Annotated in this window: 16 protein-coding genes and 1 other RNA gene; 11 read left to right on the plus strand and 6 right to left on the minus strand. The window is 52.7% G+C overall.

Annotated elements, in window-relative coordinates:
• Positions 1–235 precede the first annotated feature (235 nt).
• The 6 genes from G5358_RS04955 to G5358_RS04980 all read left to right on the plus strand — a co-directional run bounded on the left by G5358_RS04955 (position 236) and on the right by G5358_RS04980 (position 7,555).
• A complete protein-coding gene (locus tag G5358_RS04955; protein WP_421323731.1) occupies positions 236–1,189 on the plus strand; it encodes a sugar kinase in 954 nt (317 codons plus the stop codon).
• Positions 1,186–1,827, plus strand: coding sequence for a bifunctional 4-hydroxy-2-oxoglutarate aldolase/2-dehydro-3-deoxy-phosphogluconate aldolase (locus tag G5358_RS04960; protein ID WP_421249115.1), 642 nt, complete (start codon positions 1,186–1,188; stop codon positions 1,825–1,827). Before G5358_RS04955 ends, G5358_RS04960 begins: the two co-directional genes overlap by 4 nt.
• Complete coding sequence (locus tag G5358_RS04965) at positions 1,824–2,420, plus strand: DJ-1/PfpI family protein (RefSeq protein WP_216951756.1); 597 nt, start codon at positions 1,824–1,826, stop codon at positions 2,418–2,420. The genes G5358_RS04960 and G5358_RS04965 overlap by 4 nt, the downstream gene beginning before the upstream one ends.
• A gap of 294 nt (positions 2,421–2,714) precedes the next feature.
• A complete protein-coding gene (locus G5358_RS04970) occupies positions 2,715–4,268 on the plus strand; it encodes a sulfatase-like hydrolase/transferase (RefSeq protein WP_421249116.1) in 1,554 nt (517 codons plus the stop codon).
• Positions 4,269–4,308: 40 nt separating this feature from the next.
• Positions 4,309–5,028 carry an oligogalacturonate-specific porin KdgM family protein gene (locus G5358_RS04975; RefSeq protein WP_101150273.1) on the plus strand — a complete coding sequence of 240 codons (720 nt, stop codon included), beginning with the start codon at positions 4,309–4,311 and terminating at the stop codon, positions 5,026–5,028.
• A 70-nt stretch (positions 5,029–5,098) separates the two neighbouring features.
• Entirely contained in the window at positions 5,099–7,555 is a 2,457-nt protein-coding gene (locus G5358_RS04980) for a polysaccharide lyase 8 family protein (RefSeq protein WP_421249117.1), read from the plus strand.
• Between the two features lie 145 nt (positions 7,556–7,700).
• Here the strand turns inward: G5358_RS04980 and fdhF are convergent, their stop codons facing one another.
• Together fdhF and G5358_RS04990 are read right to left on the minus strand one after the other, a co-directional pair.
• Positions 7,701–11,867, minus strand: coding sequence for a formate dehydrogenase subunit alpha (gene fdhF, locus G5358_RS04985; protein WP_421323732.1), 4,167 nt, complete (start codon positions 11,865–11,867; stop codon positions 7,701–7,703).
• Positions 11,868–12,348: 481 nt separating this feature from the next.
• Complete coding sequence (locus G5358_RS04990) at positions 12,349–12,669, minus strand: hypothetical protein (protein ID WP_421323733.1); 321 nt, start codon at positions 12,667–12,669, stop codon at positions 12,349–12,351.
• Positions 12,670–13,149: 480 nt separating this feature from the next.
• On the opposite strand from G5358_RS04990, the gene G5358_RS04995 reads away from it, so the two are divergent.
• Together G5358_RS04995 and G5358_RS05000 are read left to right on the plus strand one after the other, a co-directional pair.
• Positions 13,150–13,740 carry a class I SAM-dependent methyltransferase gene (locus G5358_RS04995; protein ID WP_421323734.1) on the plus strand — a complete coding sequence of 197 codons (591 nt, stop codon included), beginning with the start codon at positions 13,150–13,152 and terminating at the stop codon, positions 13,738–13,740.
• The gene (locus G5358_RS05000) at positions 13,724–14,785 is read left to right on the plus strand and encodes an HNH endonuclease (protein WP_421323735.1); all 1,062 of its coding nucleotides are present in this window, start codon (positions 13,724–13,726) and stop codon (positions 14,783–14,785) included. The genes G5358_RS04995 and G5358_RS05000 overlap by 17 nt, the downstream gene beginning before the upstream one ends.
• A 75-nt stretch (positions 14,786–14,860) precedes the next feature.
• Here G5358_RS05000 and ssrA read toward each other — a convergent pair.
• Positions 14,861–15,220: a transfer-messenger RNA gene (gene ssrA / locus G5358_RS05005) on the minus strand.
• 166 nt (positions 15,221–15,386) lie between these two features.
• Entirely contained in the window at positions 15,387–15,875 is a 489-nt protein-coding gene (gene smpB, locus G5358_RS05010) for an SsrA-binding protein SmpB (protein WP_005334498.1), read from the minus strand.
• Positions 15,876–16,044: 169 nt separating this feature from the next.
• On the opposite strand from smpB, the gene G5358_RS05015 reads away from it, so the two are divergent.
• Together G5358_RS05015 and G5358_RS05020 are read left to right on the plus strand one after the other, a co-directional pair.
• Positions 16,045–16,479, plus strand: coding sequence for an SRPBCC family protein (locus G5358_RS05015; RefSeq protein ID WP_005334496.1), 435 nt, complete (start codon positions 16,045–16,047; stop codon positions 16,477–16,479).
• A complete protein-coding gene (locus tag G5358_RS05020) occupies positions 16,472–16,819 on the plus strand; it encodes an RnfH family protein (protein ID WP_058059898.1) in 348 nt (115 codons plus the stop codon). The genes G5358_RS05015 and G5358_RS05020 overlap by 8 nt, the downstream gene beginning before the upstream one ends.
• An 81-nt stretch (positions 16,820–16,900) precedes the next feature.
• Here G5358_RS05020 and G5358_RS05025 read toward each other — a convergent pair whose 3' ends face one another.
• On the minus strand, positions 16,901–18,175 hold the full coding sequence (locus tag G5358_RS05025; RefSeq protein WP_139442465.1) for an amidohydrolase: 1,275 nt from the start codon (positions 18,173–18,175) through the stop codon (positions 16,901–16,903).
• Between the two features lie 179 nt (positions 18,176–18,354).
• Positions 18,355–20,811: an acyl-CoA dehydrogenase FadE gene (fadE, locus tag G5358_RS05030; RefSeq protein WP_100653333.1), complete on the minus strand. Its 2,457-nt coding sequence runs from the start codon at positions 20,809–20,811 to the stop codon at positions 18,355–18,357.
• Positions 20,812–21,066: 255 nt separating this feature from the next.
• On the opposite strand from fadE, the gene lpcA reads away from it, so the two are divergent.
• A complete protein-coding gene (gene lpcA / locus G5358_RS05035; protein WP_005334485.1) occupies positions 21,067–21,645 on the plus strand; it encodes a D-sedoheptulose 7-phosphate isomerase in 579 nt (192 codons plus the stop codon).
• Positions 21,646–21,763 lie beyond the last annotated feature (118 nt).

Raw genomic sequence — 21,763 nt, forward strand, 5'->3', positions numbered from 1 at the left:
TTATTTTATGTGATCAAGATCTTTGTGATTGTCATTTCATTTCGTTATTCTTCCATTGTAGTTTAAATCGAAACTATTGGGGCATGATGTGTTCCAGTGCCAGTAAGATACTTGCAACATGGAACGTGTTTGCTCGTTGCAAACTTATGAACTGGGTATGCGGGAATGCGTCAACTCTTTCACTGATAGTGAATGGTGACTCATATGTACCTTACGATTAAGGTGAATAACTCAAATGGATAAACAACCTGATGGTATCGCGCTTCTCGGTGAGTGCATGGTTGAATTGAGCGGACCTGCATTCGGCATTCAGCAGCAAGCGTTTGGGGGCGATACCCTGAATACCGCTATTTATCTCTCTAGATTATTACCAGATCTATTTCCTCGTTATGTTACTGTACTGGGCCATGATCATTACAGCAATGGTATGTTGGAACGTTGGAAAGAAGAGCAGATAGATTGCTCTATGATATTGCGAGATCAGAAGCGGCTTCCTGGCCTGTATGCCATCGAGATAGATAAGCAGGGGGAGCGTTGTTTCCATTATTGGCGTAATGAATCCGCAGCACGTTTTCTCTGTCAGCATGAGAAATTTACATCATGTATGGATAAACTACATAGTTTAGAGTTGCTTTACCTCTCTGGGATCAGTATCGCTATTTTACCTGAAGAGGATAAGGAGATATTGATTTTGGCTTTACAGTCACTTAAAGCCGCTGGTGTCACGATTGTATTTGACTCAAATTATCGTCCTCGTCTCTGGAATAATCATGCTCATGCGGCAATGTGGATTAATCGGTTATATCAACTGTGTGATATTGCGTTGGTAACTGCAGATGATGAAAGTTTGCTGCTGGATGAACCTCAGAGTTCAGAGATGATTATTGAGCGTTTGCACCATCTTGGTGTTAGCCAAGTTATTATCAAATTGGGTAAAGAAGGTGCTATGTGGTCCGTACTGAATGTTGGCTGTGGATTGAGTCGAGGTGAACTGGTCCAGAATGTGATCGATACGACAGCTGCTGGTGATTCGTTTAACGCGGGGTTTTTGGCTGCTCGACATCATAAGCTATCGGTAGCGGAGTGTTGCCGATGGGGTAACAAGGTCGCTGCAGAAGTTATACAGCATCGAGGCGCCATCATTGGCCGCCACTATATTGAGACGTTAACGAAGGAGTTGAAATCATGATGAGCAGGTGGCAAGAGCGGTTGGGGAAATTAAAAGTAGTCCCAGTGATTCAGATCGACAATGCCATGGATGCAGCCATGTTGGGTTCAACTTTGGTTGAAAATGGTTTGCCTGCTGCCGAGATCACCTTTCGCACTCCAGCAGCAGCAGAAGCTATTCGTCAAATAAAGGCAACAATCCCTGATATTATTCTTTGCGCTGGAACAGTATTGACACGGGAGCAAGCGGATCAAGCTATTAGTGCCGGTGCTGACTTTGTGATCAGTCCCGGATTGAATCCAAATATTGTTAAATACTGTCAGGATGCAGAGATCGGGATTATTCCAGGTGTAAATAATCCTAGCCAAATAGAACAGGGGTTGGAGCTGGGACTTCAACTATTGAAATTCTTTCCCGCAGAAGCCTCTGGTGGTGTAGCTATGCTGAAGTCGCTGGCAGGACCATATCCCCAAGTTAGATTTATGCCTACCGGAGGAATTAACTTGAGTAATTTGCTGAGCTATCTGGCATTGCCGCAAGTATTAGCCTGCGGTGGTACTTGGATTGCCACTCCGTCAGCTATTAATGGTCATGATTGGGACTCTATTGGTCTTAATGTGAAAAATACTATCAGTTTGATTTCTAAGGGTTCCGTATGAATGGTTTTAAACATGTGGCGGTGCTATTGGCTGATGGATTCGAAGAGGCTGAAGCGGTCGTATTTATCGATATAATGCGAAGGCTGGATATTAAAGTAGATGTACTCTCATGCATGGCAATAACAAAAATATCAACATATTTCGGTACCAGAATTGAGGCTGATGCTCTTCTGGATGAAAGGGTAGATTTTCTGTATGACGCCATTATGATGCCTGGTGGCCCCAAAGGAACCGACAATCTTTTTGGTTCTTTATATGTTCACAAGTTCATTACAAATCATATTGCTAACAATAAATTAATTTGTGCGCTTTGTTCTTCAGGTGCAAAGGTTCTTGCTGCACATAACTTGTTACAACATCATCAATATACCTGTGGCAGCGGATTGGAGAAGAAGTTTTCTGATGGTGCATATGTTGATAAAAAAGTTGTTGTGGATGGGCAGTTCATCACAGGCAAGGGCCTCGGTGTCAGTTTTGAATTTGCATTTACTGTTGCCCATCACTTATTAAGTGACAATCAAGCTAAGGTAGATTGGCAAGCACAACATATCTATTTTGAACATTGGCCGCTGTCTGAATTGGATAATGGTTAGTTTTGGCAAGGTGCTGATGGTTTATTGGGAATGTAAAAGTCATCTCTTCGGGGATGATTTTTTACATCTATTCTCACTTCACTTCACTTCACTTCACTTCACTTCACTTCACTTCACTTCACTTCACCTGATCTGCCACTGTCTTTTTTTGAAATAAAAAGCACACACCCGCGCTTTCATTTTGTTTGTGTGATCTTGGGCACTATGTCTTTCCTTTCTTTTGGTTATCATTCAACTGTTGGCAAGAGTTGAAAGCAAAGGTATCGAAATTTTCTATCATTTCTGGAGTGAAACATGTCCATCTCTCGGCGTGATTTGCTGAAGGGACTAGCGGCAACCGGCGCGGTCGCTATGACTTCATCAATTTCAGGGTGTCAAACATCACTAAGTGGAGGCGCATCCACTGGGCGTATCAATGGAAAAACAAATCTATTAGTTGTATTTCCAGATGAGATGAGAGCTCATGCTCTTGGATTTATGGGGCAAGACCCATCATATACCCCTAATATAAATAGATTTGCGAAAGAGAGTGTTGTTCTTCGGCAAGCTGTATCCAATTTTCCGCTTTGTACCCCATTTCGTGGTATGTTGATGACGGGGCAATATCCATATCGTAATGGTATACAAGGTAACAGCCATACTGGTATGCCTGGCCAGTTTGGCGGAAAAGACTTTGGTATTGAGTTGAAAAAAGGCTCGGTGACTTGGTCAGATATTCTGAGCCAGCAAGGCTACTCAATGGGGTATATTGGTAAATGGCACCTCGATGCCCCCAGTGCGCCTTTTATTCCAAGTTATAATAACCCAATGGAGGGGCGTTATTGGAATGATTGGACGGCACCGGATCGTCGACATGGTTTTGATTTTTGGTATTCATATGGTACGTATGATAAGCATATGTCACCTATGTATTGGGCCAATAATACTCCTCGTGATAATCCGATAAAAGTAAATCAGTGGAGTCCTGAACATGAGGCCGATATTGCGATAAAATATCTCCGTAATGAAAATGGGTCTTATCGCGATAAAGATAAGCCATTTGCACTTGTAGTATCAATGAATCCCCCCCACTCCCCATACGATGAGATACCCAAAAAATATCTAGATAAGTTTGATGGGAAGACATCGAAAGAATTGAATAGTAGGCCAAATGTTCAATGGAATAAAGAGTATCTAGAAGGATATGGTCCCCAGTATTTCAAAGAATACATGGCTATGGTTCATGGTGTTGATGAACAATTCGGAAGAATATTGGATGAGTTGGATAGCCTAGGGTTGAAAAATGATACATTAGTTGTATTTTTTTCAGATCACGGTAGTTGTATGGGTTCAAATGGTGAACCGACAAAAAATGTTCATTATGAGGAATCGATGAGGATTCCAATGATTTTTAGGTTGCCAGGGAAACTAAAACCAAAACAAGATGACTTACTTTTTTCTGCTCCTGACATATATCCAACAATATTCGGGTTACTCGATTTTGAAGCATTAATACCCGATACGGTAGAAGGGAATAATTATGTTAAAACCCTGAGGGGGGAAGCTGGTGATGTTGTGCCGACATCACAGTTTTATACTTTCATGCCATATGGTGCGCAATCATATGGCCGACGTGGAATTAGAACTGAACGCTATACGATGGTTATCGATCGGAAGATAGGTAAGTCGTTGACATATATTTTGCATGATAATCATAACGATCCTTATCAATTGCATAATATTGCTAGTAATAACATGGATTTGATTAATCAATTAACAGAAAACGAACTAATCCCATGGTTAGAGCATACTGGTGATCCATGGCGTCCAACAGAGGTGCCTGTTGGCGTATTGAAAGCATATTCATAACATATTGTAAAAATAATAATTGGAAACAGGAGTTATTTAAATGAAAGGCTATGTCAAATTTTTACCTATTGCTTTGCTTTCTCTTTCGATTAGTCAGGCATGGGCAAATGATTATAAGACAACGGTGGAATATCGTCATGGTTATGCTGATGGCTCGAAAAAACATGACGATAGGTTTAAGGTTTATGTTGATACGGGGAAAAATATAGGATTTGAGCTTGATGCTCGATATGGTAACAGTAATCCATCCCAAGTTTTTGATTCTACATATCTTGACGGCTCTGAGTTATGTGCATTTTATTATAAAGCCTTAAATAAAAATTTGACGGGCTTGGTTGGCTCTTCATTCGATGTATCATCAAATGGTGCTGTTCATATTCCATTTGTAAGGTTGAATTATAGCTTCGATAATGGTTTTAGAGTTCAAGGTCGTTATAAATGGAAGTTTTGGGATTATGAAACGATAAATCCAGTCACAAATTATGGGTATCGTTCTAAAATACAAGAATTTGATGCATGGGTTGGTTATAAATATAATGATTTTGACTTTGAATATCAGCTCGATTTGTTTAAGCAAATGGCGAGTGGTGCAATGCCAGAATTTAATGGGAAGGAGTATGATACTCAGCATAATATTAAAGTTAGTTATGCAATAGATAAAAATTGGAAACCATTTTTTGAGGTTGGCAATCTTAGAGAAGATCGTTATTCAGATAACCGGCAAACTCGCTATCGTATTGGTATAAAATATACATGGTAAGGTGATTAATATGCATAAATAAAGCTGGTGGTTAATTTCTTCAGCTTTATTTTTAATTGAAAGGAGTAAGATGATGGGTTCTATAAAAAAAATTGCACTGCTTACATTTTTTATGAGTAATCTAACCGCAGCTCATGAGTTGGCACCGGATTATAAGGTTTTGGCTGATAAATGGACTGAGGCCATTATTGGTGTGTCAGGTCAAGAGTATGATAGCTATCAACTTGGCATGATCAATAAAATTAATCAGGATGCGGTAAAGTACCTCAATTCCTTGATTGTAACTGATACTAGGAATTCGCTTTGGAGCGATCTTCCATTCGATTATGCTAATGGTGGCAAGGTTGTTGGCCCGAATATTAGAGCATCAATGCTCAGATTGCTCACTATGGCAAAGGCATATCACTTCCCAGGTGAATTACAAGGAAATAGTATTTTGCTATCAAGCATTATCAGTTCCTTGGATTATTTGGTTAAGGAACACTATAAAGTTGGAGCGTTGGAATATGGCAACTGGTGGGATTGGGAGATTGGTATACCAAAAACGACAAATGATATATTGACCTTGATTTATCCTGATCTTACATCTGAACAAATTAAAAATTATACAGAGGCCAGTAGATATTTTTCGCCATTGCCAGACCGGAATGGTGTTAGTGAAGGGGCTAGCGCTTCCAGCAATCCTGTTAATCGTGAAGCTACAGGTGGCAACCGTACTGATATGGTACAAATTGTACTTGTGCGTGGAATAATTTCGGAAAGAGAAGACGAGATTAAAAACGCACTAAATGTATTACCTCAAGTTCTGGATCCTGTAACAACGGATGATGGATTTTATCATGATGGATCCTTTATCCAGCATGGTGATATTCCATACACTGGTACTTATGGTAATGTTTTACTTGAAGGTGTTGGTAAGGTGATGAATCTAATGGCTAATTCAAAATGGCCTGCAGACGATCCAAAGCTATTAAGAGTGTATAATATTCTGTATAAAAGTTTTTTCCCTTTTATGTATTCTGGACAAATGCTGGATATGCAAAATGGTCGAGCTATTGCCAGAGGTGAGCGGCAAAATCATGTAGAAGGTCATGCAGTTTTGGCATCTATGTTTAGATTCATTGATGCAGCAACCATAAATGATAGAAATAAAATATCAGAATTTATAAAAGGGCAAATCATTTCAGATAATACAAAGGGTTTTTTGCAAGGGCAGCAAGATTTCGTTATTTATAATAAAGCAAAAAAATTAATTGAAGATACAAGCATACATCCTGTAGTTCAATCTCCTCAGGCATCTTATTTTCCAGACATGGACCGATTTGTTTATCAAGGAAACGGTTATACTTTTGCCCTGGCATTGCATTCTGCCAGAGTCGGAAATTTTGAGTGTATGAATAATGAGAATAGAAAAGGTTGGTTTACTGGTGATGGTGCGACCTATCTATATAATGCAGATCTTCTGCAATATACTGACTATTGGCCTTTGATTAACCCATACCGGGTTTCTGGTACTACCATTGATTTAACCGAATCGTTGGGTGATTGCACAAATAATAATAAAGTCGCATCGAGAGTTGGTAAAAACAAGCAGGTTAATATGCAGAGAGTTGGTGGTGCTGCATACAAAACATTAGCTGCTATTGGTGCTGACTTCCATAATCATAATGATAGTATCAGTGCATTGAAGTCTTGGTTTGTTCTTAATAACAAAATTATAGCTGTTGGCTCAGATATTCGCAGCAATGAGAATGTCGAGATGGGAACGATAATTGACAGTAGGAAATTAAATGCAAATGGAACTAATAAAGTAGAGGTAAATGGTGTTTCTATTTCGCCTGATGTAAAGGAAGAGTATAACAATGTAACTTCATTTCTTGTTGAAGGGAATGTTCATGGGGCTAATGTAGGTTATTGGTTCCCGAAAGGGACAGACATTGTAATGGAGAAAAAACGCGTCTCTGCTAATTGGTCGGATATAGGTACAACAAAAAAAGCGGTCAATGGGTATACGTTAGCGTCATTTATTCCACAGGACGAGCATGTGTCTGGCTACCAGTATGTTATTTTAAATGGAGTCAATAGCCATGAGTTAAATGAGTATGCCAATAATCCAGATATTAGAGTGACTCGCTCAGATAATAAAGCACATATTGTAGAGGATACCAATCGGGAAAACATATTAGCCAATTTGTGGGGTAATGATGAGGTTTCTGTTGGAGGTATTAAAATATCATCTCCAGTATCTATTATATTAAATAAAGACTTTGATACATTGACACTAAGCCTTAGTGATCCAACAAGAACATTAACACAAGTTGAATTAATCACAGATGCTAACTTTAATGTTAAAGTTGATCCGGAAGGACGAATTAGTGTTAAAGGTGATACTGTGACTGTTAATCTTGAGTCGTTAAGCGGAAGCACTTACCATTTTGCACTTGAGCGTGATAATAGTACCTATATTGACAGCTATCGAAGTGATGATAAGAGTGGTGGTGCAACCGTCGATGCTCTCACCAAGTAGTTCCTTGGCATATTTGGATTATGGAGTATGCACTAGGAACAATTAGTTATGTGAGTGTAAATGGATCTTGATTTATGTAGAGAGCCACCCTTTGGGTGGCTCTTTTTATTGTGATTTATCCAGCTGATTGCGTAGTTTATTCCGGTCAGATGGTCTCCATCTCATGTTTGTCTGCTGAGGACAGGTGGCACTTTACCTTGTCGATGCGCACCGCTGCGACCTTGAACTCGGGGATTTTGGCGTGGGGGTCGGTGGCATTGATGGTGAGCCGGTTGGCCGGGGCTTCGGCAAAGTGGAACGGGATAAAGACCACGCCCGGTTGCATCCGCTTGGTGACGAAGGCGGGCAGTTCGATATGGCCGCGGCGGCTGGCGACCTTCACCCGCTCGCTGTTGCTGATCCCCAACCGCTGCGCATCCACCACGCTCATCATCACCCGTGGCCCAGCCAGCTTGTCGAGCCCCTTGGTCTTGCGGGTCATGGTGCCGGTGTGGAACTGCTCCAGCAGGCGGCCGGTGGTGAGCACGATGGGATAGGTCTCATCGGGCAGTTCGGCGGCATAGCGGAACGGGGTCGCGACCATCTCCCCCTTGCCACGGGTGAACTGCTTGCCGTGGAGCAGGCGAGTGCCTTCGGGCGCCGCGTCGTTGCAGGGCCACTGTAGCCCTTGTGCTCCCACCTTGTCCCACTGGATGCCGGCGTATTGCGGGGTGACTTGGCAGATCTCGGCGGTGATCTCCTGCGGGTGTTGATAGCGCCAGTCGCCGCCCATTGCATTGGCAATCTGCTGGATGATCCACCAATCCTCCCGTGCTTCCCCCGGCGCCTTGAGGGCGGGGGAGATGCGCTGTACCCGCCGCTCGGTATTGGTGAAGTGGCCGCTCTTCTCGGCAAAGGAGCAGGAGGGGAGCACCACATCGGCTAGCTGGGCAGTTTCCGAGAGGAAGATATCCTGCACCACCAGAAACTCCAGCTGCTTGAGCCCCTCGATGACGTGATGCTGATCCGGATCGCTCAGCACCGGGTTTTCACCCATCACATAGAGCCCCTTGATGCTGCCCGCGCAGGCGGCATCGATGGTCTCGGTGAGGGTAAGGCCGGGCGTGCGCGGCAAGTCTGGCTGCTGCCAGGCTGCCACGAAGCGGGCATGCACCTCGGGGCTGGCCACCTTCTGATAGCCGGGCAGGCAGTTGGGCAGCGCCCCCATGTCACAGGCGCCCTGCACGTTGGATTGGCCCCGCAGCGGGTTGATGCCACCCCCTTCGATGCCGATGTTGCCGCACAGCAGTTGCAGGTTGGCGATGGCCCGCACGTTGTCGTGGCCGGTAGTGTGCTGGGTGATCCCCATAGAGTAGTAGATGGCGGTGCGTTCGGCGGTGCCGATAAGGCGCGCGAGCTCGATCACCTGCTCGGCCGGTACGCCGGTGACGAGGGCGACCTTGTCCGGTGCATAGGCGGGGGAGAGCACCTCCGCTTGCAGCGCTTCGAACCCTTCTACTCGTGCGGCGATATAGGCCTTGTCGTGCCAGTCGTGCTGGATGATCTGCTGCATCAGGCCGTTGAGCAGCATCACGTCGGTGCCGGGTCGGTGAGCCAGATAGAGGCTGGCATGGTCCGCCATCTCGATCCGCTTGGGATCGGCCACCACTAGCCGCGCCTTGCCCGTGGTGACTGCCCGCTTGATATGGGAGCCGATGATGGGGTGGGCCGCCGAGGTGTCGGAGCCGATGATGAAGATGAGATCCGAGTGATCAATGCTCGGGATGTCGTTGGTCATGGCGCCGCTGCCGAGTGACGCCTCCAGCCCGGTGACGGTGGAGGCGTGGCAGAGCCGCGCGCAGTGATCCACGTTGTTGGTGCCCAGCTCCCGGCGCATGAACTTCTGGAACAGGTAGTTCTCTTCGTTGGTGGTTTTGGCCGACGAAAAACCCGCCAGTGCATCGCTGCCATAGCGTTTGCGCAGGGCTGTGAAGCGCTCGGCCACCAGAGCGATGGCCTCCTGCCAGCTGGCGGGCACCAGCTTGCCATCCTTGCGGACAAGCGGTGTGGTGAGGCGCTCCTCGCTCTGGATAAAGTCAAAGCCGAAGCGTCCCTTGACGCAGAGCAGCCCCTGGTTGACCGGCGAGTTGCGATTTCCCTCCACATAGCGGATGCGGTTGCGCGCCTCATCGACATAGAGGGTGACGCCGCAGCCGACCCCGCAGTAGGTGCAGATGGTATTGACCGGCGTGAGCAGTTCGGTGCGCCCCTGTGATTTGTCGCGGGCATCCACCAGGGCGCCGGTGGGGCAGACCTGTACGCAGGCGCCGCACTGCACGCAGTGGGAGTCGCCCATCGAGAGTCCCGTGTCGAACTGCGGCCGGTTCGAGAGGGTACCATCGCTGTTCTTGGCAAAGCGCAGCACACCCTGTACCGCCTGCTCACCACAGGTCTGCACGCACTGGCCGCAGCCGATGCAGCGGTTGGCATCAAAGACGATAAATTCGCTGCTGTTATCCACTGCAAACTTCTGGCATTGACTGGTATCGAGAGCGCTCTGATCGACCTTGTATTCGGTGGCGTAGTCGCGCAGTGCACACTTGGTGTTGGCCTGACAGCCACACTCGAGGCAGCGGCTGGCCTCGCTGCGGGCATGCTGGTCACTGAGGCCGCGCTCCACCTCGGCAAAGCTGCCCTCGCGATCCTTCTCTGCCAGATGGGGCATGATGGTGCGGGCTACTTTTTTCAGGTGAGCAAACTGGGCGGGATCGACCTGCTTGAGTGTGGGAGCCTTGCAGGCGTTGAAGGGCCGCACCGGGTCGATCATGTCACCGTGGAGGAACTGATCGATGGCCAGCGCCGCCTTGCGGCCATCGGCGACCGCCTCGATGGCGGTGGCGGGCCCGCGGCGCAGATCGCCGATGGCGAACAGGTTGCCGTGGCCGCTGTGCATGGTCTCGGGGTGGGACTCCAGCGTCTGCCAGCGAGTGAAGGGGAGGGTGAGGGGCTCCCCTTCCATAAAGCTCAGATCCGGCTGCTGCGACACTGCCGCAATCACGGTATCGAACTCTTCGATGAGGAATTCGCCGGTGGGCTCGGGGCGGCGGCGACCGGAGGCGTCCGGCTCGCCGAGGGCCATCTTCTCGAGACGCACCTGACAGACGCGACCACCCTCATCGGCCAGATTCTCCACCGGATTGGTGAGCATCATGAAGCGCACCCCTTCGTGCTCCGCCTCGTCGATCTCGTAGGCTTCGGCGGGCATCTCGGCGCGGGTGCGGCGATAGATAAGGGTGGTTTCTGCTCCCAGCCTGACAGCCGTACGGGCGCAGTCGATGGCCGTGTTGCCGCCGCCGATCACCGCAACCTTCTTGCCGGTGGTGAGCCGCTTGGCCAGCATCCGATCCTTGAGGTAATCGACCCCGAGATAACAGCCGGCCAGGGGGCTGCCCGGGTAATCCATCGGCACCGCCTTGGAAGCGCCAACCGCCAGACAGACCGCATCATAGTCGCGGCACAGCGCCGAGAGGGTGATCTGGTGGCCCAGTCGTTGCCTGGTGTGGACCCGCATGCCGCTTTGGCACATCAGGTCGATCTCCTGATCGAGGATCGCCTTGGGCAGCCGGTATTCGGGGATCCCGTAGCGCAGCCAGCCACCCGCTTCGGGCATCGCCTCGAACAGGTCGACCTCGAACCCCTCGTAACCCAGATAGTAACCGCAGGTGAGGCCGCCCGGGCCGCTGCCGATAATGGCCACCCGCTTGCCCTTGGCGGGCTTCTTTGCCGGTTGATAGGGAGCAACCTCGGCCAGATCGAGATCGGCGGCATGGCGCTTGAGCTGACGAATGGCCAGCGGCTCATCCACCAGCGCGCGGCGGCACTCCGCTTCACAAAAAGCGGGGCAGACCCGGCCAATGGAAAGGGGCATCGGCAGGGTCTGCTTGATGACGGCCATGGCCGCCTCGTGCTCCCCCATGGCGATGTGGTGCAAATAGGATTGAATGTCCACCCCGGCCGGACAGGCGCGCTGGCAGGGGGCTTCGCAATCGGCGTAGTGATCCGAAAGGATGCGGCCGAGCGCCTGCTGGCGGTGTGCGCGCAGGGCATCGCTTTGGGTCGTGACCATCATCCCGGCCTTGGGGCGCGTCTCGCAGGCGCGCCGGATGCCGAGACCGGCAATCTCTACCACGCAGAGATCGCAGGGGGTCTTGGGGCCGCTGGTGTTGTCACCGCACAGGGAGGGGATATCAGTCTGGTGCTGTTTGGCTATCTGGAGCAGGGTTCTGGTCGGGTCAACCGTCAACTGAGCCCCATCGAGGGTGATGGTGATCATGGCGTCATAAACTCGCTTTCAAGGCGCAGAAAATGCTGCATCTGGCGGAGCCAGCAGGGGAAGCGACAGGGAGGAGCGCTTGGTATCTTCTCACCATACCAAAGACGGCATTCAACTTTATTTGATTTAACTCAGGTTCTTTGCCTAAAAAGAAAACGATTTTAATGGTGGTGATATCCGTGGAGGACGCTCTGGACTTTGACTACCTATGTTGAGTTAAAACATCGCATTTCCTGCACTTTTATGGCCATTAAAGCAACCGTAAGCTGTATGTGATATGGAGATTACTCATGATGGCACGATGAGGGATATCCTAAAATATGCAACTTTTGTTTCGGTTTGTGGCGCAGGGCAAGCGACATTGGAAATAGCCGAACTGGCTGCACCTTGCGATCGGCAAAATGAATACAGATATGGCTCTGGATGGGCCATCTGATGAAAATTGCCGCTGGTCACCGTTTTGCTGTACTGAGACCTGATGTTACAACTCCAACTCAATGATTGGGATCTCCCAGCGCTCGATGCATATCTGGGGTTGATACTCTTCTTTCTCCTGTTCTTTACGTCGTTCCACCAGAGCAATCACTCGGGCTTCACGGATGCTATTCATGTCGAATTTCCAGGTCTCTTCGCCGAGCAGGGAGAGGCGAGCTATTTCGTGATTCTGGTGATACACATGAAGCTTGTTGTTTTTATCGGGAGCGATACGCACGGCATCGCCAACCTTTATCTGACTGAGCAGGCGGTGGATAGGATGAGTCTCGCTACTGCGTCCGGCATAGCCCAACACCAGTTGCGACATACCCATCATGGCGAAGCGGCGTAGTCTGTCCGGTCGGGTTGCGTTGCGTTAGGTCTCTGCACGTAGCAGTGGGAGGCGATCAGTGGAATATGGGGGTTACGTTGATCGTGGCGAGCCATGAGAACCAGCCTTTCGATAGCACGAGTCATCCCCAAACAGGGCCACGACATCAGTCGAGTTCATTAATAGCCATCTCCATCTGGCGTTGACCTCTCATGGCGATAATAAGTGCCAAGAGATCAGTGAGTTGGACAAATATTACCCGAAATGTTGAGCGGTGGCATCATTCAGAGCCCTCTGGCCGCGCTTCTTTTGGCTGGCATCCCGTTTTTGTAAATGCCTCTGCCCCCTTAATCGTTCATGTCTGTAAAGTGTCGTCCTTGTCATAGTCAACCCACTGATCTTGTGAGACTATTTCCCTTTATTTTCCGATTGGAACGCACTGTGTCCCTCGACTACTAGCAGCGCCACGCCACCGAATTGGCGGCCCGTTACCAACAGGTATCTTCGCGCACTGTTCATTGCGACTGGCTCACTCTGCTGGAGCCTTGGCTCGTGGCGGCGCCGCGCCGGTTGCTCGATGTAGGGGCTGGCAGTGGTCGGGATGCCGCGTTTTTGGCCGGGCTCCATCAGGGCAACACTGTGGTCGCTGCCGAGCCCTGTCAGGCACTCGCTCTACAAGGTCAATGTTATACCTGTGAGGCTGCAGTTGCGTGGGTCAATGACGCTATGCCGGCTCTCTCTCGCGTGACCGGTACTTTTGATCTGATTTTGCTCAGTGCTGTCTGGATGCATCTCCCCCCGGAGTCTCGTCCCTTGGCGCTGGCACGTCTTCATGAGCTGCTCTCACCAGATGGTTATCTGGTATTGAGTCTTCGTTTGGTTATCTCGGAGCAGGATATGCGGGAGCGAGCCATGTATCCGGTAGCTGTCGATGAGGTGGAGCGGCTTGCATTGGAGGAGGGGATGACACTGCTCCATGTGTCAGAACCACAGGAGGATGCCTTGGCGCGTAGCGGCTTGAGTTGGCAGAGTCTGATCCTTGGGAGCGAACATGCACGCCTCCCCTGAGCAACAACTCGCTTTTATTGCCTATCTGCAACGCATCTTTACCGAAGGCGATTTTGTGGCCACTTACAAGTGCGCCTTGCTTCACGGGATTGCAGATATCGCGATTGAACGCAGTACCGAGACCCATGATCTGACCGCGGCGCGCACTATTACGCTGGACGAACTGGCCACCAAGTTTGTGGAGCTTTATTGGCAGCACAGTCTGCCCTACTCGGCGACGGGAGAAACGGCTACCTTGCTCAAACAGAGCAGCGGTCGTCAGGCCATCATGCTGACGGAGTTGTCCCGGCTGCGTGCAGAGGGGGTCCGCTCGGTAACTGCACTGCGTCGTCACGACGCCTGGCGGCCTCTTCTTGCCCGAGTTCGGCGCATCCTTGTTGAGGGACCCTTGTGGCGTCTGCAGATCCTAGGTGGGCGAGAGGAGTGCCACCTCTATCCTCATCAAAGGGGCGCGGATCATATCTGCCTTAACCCCGGCATTCTCTACTGTCTCCACCGCTTTTACGATCTGGTGGTCTCCCTCTCCCGACAGCATTGGTTACAGCTTATCTGCGACATCAAGGGTAATCAGCCACTGATTGGCCCAAGTGTGGGGTTGGAGAATTTTCTATTTGGTTCAAGCCGTCAGGCACTGGGGCGAGTAGGAGAGGTATTGAGGGACTTGCAGGGAGGAACCTGTTTTTACTGTAACAAGGCGATACACGGGAGTGGTGAGGTAGACCATTTCATCCCCTGGCGTCGTTATCCAATCGATTTGGGCCACAACTTCGTACTGGCACACGCCCACTGTAACCGGAGCAAACGGGATTTTCTTGCCGCTCCCGAGCACAGGGATGCTTGGTACGAGCAGAATATCCTGACTCACGGGGCGTACCTCACGGACGAGCTGGCCCCTCTGGTGAGCGTCGATGCCGAGCGTTCTACTGCCATCGCCACTTGGGCCTATCAGCAAGCACTCCTTGAGCATGCCAGGTTGTGGCGTGGTATTGACCTGTTTGTGGACGTGACAGCCCCCAGTGTGAATATTCCTCTGCGCTTTCTGTGAGACGTTGAGGCTTTCACCCTAGATAAACTCGATAAAAAAGGGCCACCTCTTGCGAGGTGGCCCTTTCCAAACGTTTGGTGGAGCTGGGGGGATTTGAACCCCCGTCCAAAATTACTACATCCTTGGCACTACATGCTTAGTCACTCTTTACATTCGCCAACCCGCTGCGGAGAGACACGCCACGAATTGACTAGCTCGATTGGTTTTAATGCTTCCGCCCCGAGCAGGACTTCCACACGATCCTGTGAAGGATGACCTTCCGATTCCCTAGGACACAGGCAAGCTAGGGTAGAAGGGCTCTATGCAGGTTATTAAGCTGCTAGTGCGTAGTTTTCGTCGTTTGCGACTATTTTTTTGCGGTTTATTAACGAGGCCTACCGCACCTCGGCATGCACCTTGGGTTTCGTGAATCTTGTCGAATCCAGAATCAGCCCCAAGTTGTTAATTGCGATTGTACGCAAAAATGCTGTCATAGCAAGGCGTTGATACCCATTCCCTCTGGCAGCCAGTCTGTTTGCCGATTTATTGTACGCAGCTGAACCTGAAGAGCCAGCTGCGCTGGGGGAAGGTGAACTGACGTCCTGATCCTGCCAGTAGCAGGTTAGCCGCGATGCTTGTTCTTCATGATGCGGGCTTTTTCCCGATCCCACTCGCGGGCCTTGGTATCTTCGCGCTTGTCGTGCTCTTTCTTGCCCTTCACCAGGCCGATCTCGACCTTGACCCAGCACTGTTTCCAGTAGAGGGCGAGGGGAACTATGGTGTAGCCCTGACGGGCAATCAGGCTTTCGAGCTTGTCGAGTTCACGACGGCTCAGCAGCAGTTTGCGGGTGCGGGTCGGGTCACATACCACGTGGCTGGAGGCCGCTTGCAGTGGCAGGAAGCTGGAGCCGAACAGATAGGCCTCGCCATCGCGGAAGATGACATAGGCTTCGCTGATGTTGGCCTTGCCCGCCCGCAGGGATTTGACTTCCCACCCTTGCAGGGACAGACCCGCTTCGATCTTCTCTTCGATGAAGTATTCGTGGCGCGCGGTTCTGTTGAGTGCAATGGTGCTGGACCCGGCTTTGTTTTTACTGTTTTTTTTGCTCATGACGGGCGATTTCCGGCAATGACTAGGAGGCTCGTATTATACGTAGGCAGGGGCGGCTGTAAAACGCGCAGCAGGTCAAGTGGTGGCTTTCTGAGCGGTTTGGCTGAGGTTTTACCTCCACAACCCCAAACATGGTGATAAAATCGCGCCGATTGGATGAGGAAAAGCCATGCCCCGAATTACGCGCAGTGCCCTGGTGATGTTCAGTGCAGAACAGATGTTCAAGTTGGTTAACGATGTGGATGCCTATCCGCAGTTTTTGCCCGGCTGTGTTGGCAGCCGTGTCCACGAGGCTGGCGATGACTACATGATGGCGTCGGTCGATGTGGCCAAGGCGGGGATTGCCAAGACCTTTACTACCCGCAATCAGCTGGATGTGAACCGCCAGATCAGGATGGAGCTGGTGGATGGCCCGTTCCGCAAGCTGGCGGGCTGGTGGACCTTTACCCCGCTCGATGTCGACGCCTGCAAGGTGGAGTTTGATCTCGATTTCGAGTTTACCTCCAAGCTTATCGAGGTGGCATTTGGTCAAGTATTCCGCGATCTGGTGAGCTCCATGGTCTCCGCCTTCTCCAACCGGGCGAAGGAGGTCTACGGTGTCTGACCAGCTCAATATCGAGGTTGTCTATGCCTTGCCGCAGCAGCAGACGGTGATTGCTCTGCGGGTGGCGCCCGAGACTTGCGTGCTGGCGGCCATCGAGCAGTCCGGCATCGTGCAAAAGCACCCCGAGATTGACTTGTCGGTCAACAAGTTCGGTATCTACAGCCGCCCGGTGAAAGGGAGCGAGCCGCTGCACGACGGCGATCGCATCGAGATCTACCGTCCACTCATCGCCGATCCCCGCGAGATGCGCAAAAAGCGGGCCGAGAAGGCCAAAGAGGAGGGGCGAGCCGATAGCGTGACCGGTGGTCGCCCCGATGTGCATCGCAAACTCCGCGAGTAGCGCTCAGGTTTTTCTTGCAGAAAAAAGGCGCCGAGGCGCCTTTTTTTGATCCCGTTAGCCGGTGAGCTGGCCGAGGGGATATCAAGAGAGGGCTGCTTCTGCCACACCCAGCCGTGCGCGTGCCCAGGCGGCCAGCAGCTCGACCCCGCTTTGCATCACCCGCTCATCGAAATCGAATTCGTTGTGATGGTGCGGCGCCGCCAGATCGGCCCCCAGGATGAGGTAAGCCGCTTCGCCCCCCTGCTTTTGCACCCGCTCCATCAGAAAACCGGCATCTTCGCTGGCGCCAAAGCGGCGAGTCTGGATGGTGGCGAGCCCTTGCTTGCGGGCCAGCGCCGCCAGCTCGGCCTGCAGCGCTGGGCTGTTGTCGAGCGCAATGGCCTCACCCTGCTTGATGATGCGGTAGGTGACGCCGTGGGCTAGGGCGGTACCTTCGACGATGCGCTGTACCTGACTGAACATGTAGTCGTTGAGCGCGCTGTCGGCGCCGCGGGTCTCACCGCGTAGCTCGGCATGATCGGGGATGACGTTGCGGCCGCTGCCAGCGTGAAGCTGGCCGACGTTGATGCGGGTCATGCCGTCGCGGTGGCGGGGGATGCCTAGCATGGCGGTGGTGGCCATGCAGGCGGCGGCCAGCGCATTGCTGCCGGCATTGGGCTCGAGCCCTGCATGGGCGGCGGTGCCCATAAAGTGGACGTCGAACTTGGTGGAGCAGAGAAATTCGGTGGGATTGATCACCAGCTCGCCGCTGCCAGCGTGAATACCGATATGGAGCGAAAGCAGGGCATCCACGTCATCGAGTGCACCACCGGCCGCCAGCGCCTTGCCACCGCGGCACCCCTCTTCGGCCGGCTGGAAGAAGAGCTTGATGCGACCACACAGCTGCTCTTTCATCGCCATCAACTGGCTGGCCAGCCCCATGCCGATGGCGGTGTGGCCATCGTGAGCGCAGGCGTGCATCCACCCCTTGTTGTGGGAGGCAAAACCCTCTTGCTGCGGCTGGTGCTGTTCGGCGTCGGACTCTTCCACCTCCACCGCATCGATGTCGAAGCGAAAGGCCAGGGTCGGGCCTGGGCGGCCGGTATCCAGCTCCCCCATCAGCCCGGTGACATCGCCGATCCGTTCCAGCCAGTCGGGATGGGCCCCCTGACGGCGGGCGCGAGCCTTCTCGGCCGCCACATCCACATCACGGCCCATCATCAGATTGCTGGCCAGCAGTTTGTCGCCGAGCACGATGCGATAACCGAGCTCGCTCAGGTGGTGGGCAATCAGGCTGGTGGTGCGAAACTCTTTCCAGGCGGCTTCCGGCAGGCGGTGCAGGTCGCGGCGCCACAGGATCAGGTGCTCAAGGGTCATCTTGGCTTCCTTGGTGATTCGATTTGTCAGCTATTGTGCCTTTTTTCCCGGCTGACCACACGGGGCCCGCAGCTGGTCGGGGGAGCTGTGCGTGCGAGTGGTGACTGTTCGGGCCGTGAATAGTGGTGAGCGCCCATAAAAAACGCCTCCACAAGGGAGGCGTTGTCGATAGCTGGTTATCAGGCCGCGTGATGGTAAGCGGAGGCTTCAAACAGCTTCTTGTTGGCCACCAGATCGATGGGGTCAAAATCATCGACGTTGATGGTGCGCAGGCGACTTACCTCGGCGCGGCGCAGCAGCTCGGCTTCGCTCTGGGTCAGCACACCAGCGGCCAGGCCGATGTCGGCCACCTTGTCCAGCGCCATGAAGGGACGCTTGATGCCATCGCTCTTGCAGACTTTCTCGAACAGCGGCTCGGCGGCCAGCACGTCATCGAGCGCCTGCTCCAGCAGGCCGAAGGGGTTGCCCTCTTCGCGCGTCAGGTATTGGCCCTTGGCCAGGCGGCTGCGGGTCTCGCTCGGGGTTTGCAGCAGACGGGCAACCTGTTGGTCCAGCTTGTCGCACGGACGGTTCAGGTCACGACCCAGCGGCAGCACCACGGCGCGCAGGGCAAGGCCAATCCAGCGGTTCGGGAAGTTGCGCAGCAGCTCGTCGATCGCCTCTTGTGCCTTGAACATGGCATCTTGCAGTGCCCAGTGCAGCAGCGGCAGGTCGGCCTGCTGGCGTCCCTCATCCTGATAGCGCTTGAGGGCGCTGGAAGCCAGATAAAGCTGGCTCAGCACGTCGCCAAGACGGGCGGAGACCCGCTCCTTGCGCTTGAGCTCGCCACCCAGGGTGCCCATCGCCATGTCTGACAGGAACGCCAGGTTGGCCGAGAGGCGGGAGAGCTGCTGGTAGTAGCCCTTGGTCTGATCCTTGTACGGTGAAGCGGCAAAGCGTGCGCCGGTGATACCGAGCCAGAAACTGCGCACCAGGTTGCTGATGGCAAAGCCGACGTGGCTGAATACTGCCTTGTCGAAATCTTTCAGCGCCTGCTCCTTGTCGGGATGGCTGGCGGCCAGCATCTCCGGCAGTACATACGGGTGGCAGCGGATAGCGCCCTGACCGTAGATGATCATGCTGCGGGTCAGGATGTTGGCTCCTTCCACCGTAACGGCGATGGGGGCACCCTGATAGCCACGGGCCAGATAGTTGTTGGGGCCCATGCAGATGGCCTTGCCGCCGTGGATGTCCATGGCATCGATGATGCACTTCTGGGCACGGTCGGTGAGGTGGTATTTGACGATGGCGGAGATGACCGAGGGCTTCTCGCCAAGGTCGATACCGGTCACGGTCAGGTTGGCTGCAGCGCCCATGATGTAGGCATTGCCACCGATGCGGGCCAGCGGCTCTTCAATCCCTTCCATCTTGCCGATGGGCAGCTTGAACTGGCGACGGATGCGGCTATATGCGCCGCTCGCCAGGGCCAGCATCTTGACGCCACCTGTGCTGTTGGAGGGCAAGGTGATGCCGCGACCGACCGACAGACACTCGACCAGCATGCGCCAGCCCTGACCGGCCATGGCCGGGCCACCAATGATGAAATCGAGCGGGACGAACACATCCTTGCCCTGGGTCGGACCGTTCTGGAACGGCACGTTGAGCGGGAAGTGGCGACGGCCGATGCCGACCCCCTTGATGTGAGTGGGGATCAGCGCGCAGGTGATGCCGAGCTCTTCCTCTTCACCCAGCAGGTGCTCGGGGTCACGCAGTTTGAAGGCGAGACCCAGCACGGTAGCAATAGGGGCGAGCGTGATATAGCGCTTGTTCCAGGTGAGGCGCATACCGAGCACCTCTTTGCCTTCCCACTCGCCCTTGCAGACGATACCGAAGTCGGGGATGGAGCCGGCATCAGAACCCGCTTCCGGGCTGGTCAGGGCGAAGCAGGGGATCTCTTTACCTACCGCCAGGCGGGGCAGGTAGTAATCCTTCTGCTCGTCAGTGCCATAGTGTTGCAGCAGTTCGCCCGGGCCCAGTGAGTTGGGCACGCCGACGGTGGAGGCGAGCACGGCGCTGGCACCGCACAGTTTTTGCAGGACGCAGGACTGGGCGTAGGCCGAGAACTCCAGACCACCGTATTTCTTCTTGATGATCATGGCGAAGAACTTGTTGTCCTTCAGGTATTGCCACACCTCGGGGGAGAGGTCCGCGCGCTCGTGGGTCACTTCCCAGTCGCTCACCATGCGGCATACTTCCTCGACCGGGCCATCCATAAAGGCCTGCTCTTCGGCAGAGAGGGTGCTGACCGGAATGGCGTGCAGCTTTTTCCAGTCCGGGTTGCCCGCGAACAGATCGGCTTCCCACCAGGTGGTGCCCGCTTCGATAGCCTCTTTCTCGGTGCGGGACATCTCCGGCATGATCGATTTGTAGATCTTGAACAGCGGCTTGGTTATTTGATTGCGGCGAAATTCCACCAGATTGAGCGGGATGGCGATCACCGCGAACAGCGCCCATACCAGCAAGGGCACATGACCATAGATGGTGCCAAGCACCAGGGCGGCGCCGGTGACCAGGGTGGAGATGAACAGGGATGCCCGGCGATAGGCCAGGGCTCCGATAACCAGGATCACCCCGAGCAGAGTGAGGGTCGTCGTCATTGCTTGCTCCTTGCGTGTATAAATGTGCCAACGTGGTGTAACTCATCCAGAGGTCTGACCTGTTGGATATGGCCCCTGTTGTAATTCATACGCACAAAGTTATCAAGCTGTTTACATCTTCATTACCTTCTCTCTGTGATCCCTATAACGCTCACGCGCCGCAGCGCTGTGGCTCGCAGGGGGGCGACTGTGCGATTCGCTTGTGCGAGAATAGCCGCGATCTACACGCACACTAAAAACAGTGGAAGAGACATCATGTACCAAGAATTGATCCGCAATGAACTGACCGAAGCTGCCAGCGTGCTGCAGGCCTTCCTGGCTGATGAGCAGAACCTGAAAAACATCGAAGCGGCCGCCAAACTGCTGGCTGACTCTTTCAAAGAAGAGGGCAAGGTGCTCTCTTGTGGCAACGGTGGCTCCCACTGTGACGCCATGCACTTCGCCGAAGAGCTGACCGGTCGTTACCGCGAGAACCGCCCGGGTTATGCCGGTATCGCCATCTCCGATCCGAGCCACCTCTCCTGCGTCTCCAACGACTTTGGCTATGACTATGTCTTCTCCCGCTACGTAGAAGCGGTCGGCCGCCGTGGCGACGTGCTGCTTGGCATCTCCACCAGCGGTAACTCCGGCAATATCCTGAAAGCCATCGAGGCGGCCCGCGCCAAGGGGATGAAAGTGATCGCCCTGACCGGCAAGGATGGCGGCAAGATGGCAGGCCTGGCGGATGTCGAGATCCGCGTGCCGCACTTTGGCTATGCCGACCGTATTCAGGAAGTGCACATCAAGGTGATCCACATCCTGATCCAGCTGGTCGAAAAAGAGATGGCCAAGTAATCAGGCCATCGTCACCAGACAAGGGCAACGCCGGTAGCATGGTTCGCCATCTGCCGGTTGTTGCCAGTCACAGGGGAAGGGATTGCGCCTTCTCCTGTTGTCTGTCGAACCAGCGTGC

It is taken from the genome of Aeromonas sp. 604176, assembly GCF_049170755.1.
GTDB classification, from domain to species: domain Bacteria; phylum Pseudomonadota; class Gammaproteobacteria; order Enterobacterales; family Aeromonadaceae; genus Aeromonas; species Aeromonas veronii_A.

Bases quoted from the DNA above. Each gene is read 5' to 3' on its own strand.
- G5358_RS05015 (WP_005334496.1), top strand. From the start codon at position 16,045: ATGCCCCGAATTACGCGCAGTGCCCTGGTGATGTTCAGTGCAGAACAG.
- lpcA (WP_005334485.1), top strand. From the start codon at position 21,067: ATGTACCAAGAATTGATCCGCAATGAACTGACCGAAGCTGCCAGCGTG.
- G5358_RS04960 (WP_421249115.1), top strand. From the start codon at position 1,186: ATGATGAGCAGGTGGCAAGAGCGGTTGGGGAAATTAAAAGTAGTCCCA.
- G5358_RS04990 (WP_421323733.1), bottom strand. From the start codon at position 12,669: ATGTCGCAACTGGTGTTGGGCTATGCCGGACGCAGTAGCGAGACTCAT.
- G5358_RS04980 (WP_421249117.1), top strand. From the start codon at position 5,099: ATGATGGGTTCTATAAAAAAAATTGCACTGCTTACATTTTTTATGAGT.
- fadE (WP_100653333.1), bottom strand. From the start codon at position 20,811: ATGACGACGACCCTCACTCTGCTCGGGGTGATCCTGGTTATCGGAGCC.
- G5358_RS04965 (WP_216951756.1), top strand. From the start codon at position 1,824: ATGAATGGTTTTAAACATGTGGCGGTGCTATTGGCTGATGGATTCGAA.
- G5358_RS04975 (WP_101150273.1), top strand. From the start codon at position 4,309: ATGAAAGGCTATGTCAAATTTTTACCTATTGCTTTGCTTTCTCTTTCG.
- G5358_RS04970 (WP_421249116.1), top strand. From the start codon at position 2,715: ATGTCCATCTCTCGGCGTGATTTGCTGAAGGGACTAGCGGCAACCGGC.
- fdhF (WP_421323732.1), bottom strand. From the start codon at position 11,867: ATGATCACCATCACCCTCGATGGGGCTCAGTTGACGGTTGACCCGACC.
- G5358_RS05025 (WP_139442465.1), bottom strand. From the start codon at position 18,175: ATGACCCTTGAGCACCTGATCCTGTGGCGCCGCGACCTGCACCGCCTG.
- G5358_RS04955 (WP_421323731.1), top strand. From the start codon at position 236: ATGGATAAACAACCTGATGGTATCGCGCTTCTCGGTGAGTGCATGGTT.
- smpB (WP_005334498.1), bottom strand. From the start codon at position 15,875: ATGAGCAAAAAAAACAGTAAAAACAAAGCCGGGTCCAGCACCATTGCA.
- G5358_RS05000 (WP_421323735.1), top strand. From the start codon at position 13,724: ATGCACGCCTCCCCTGAGCAACAACTCGCTTTTATTGCCTATCTGCAA.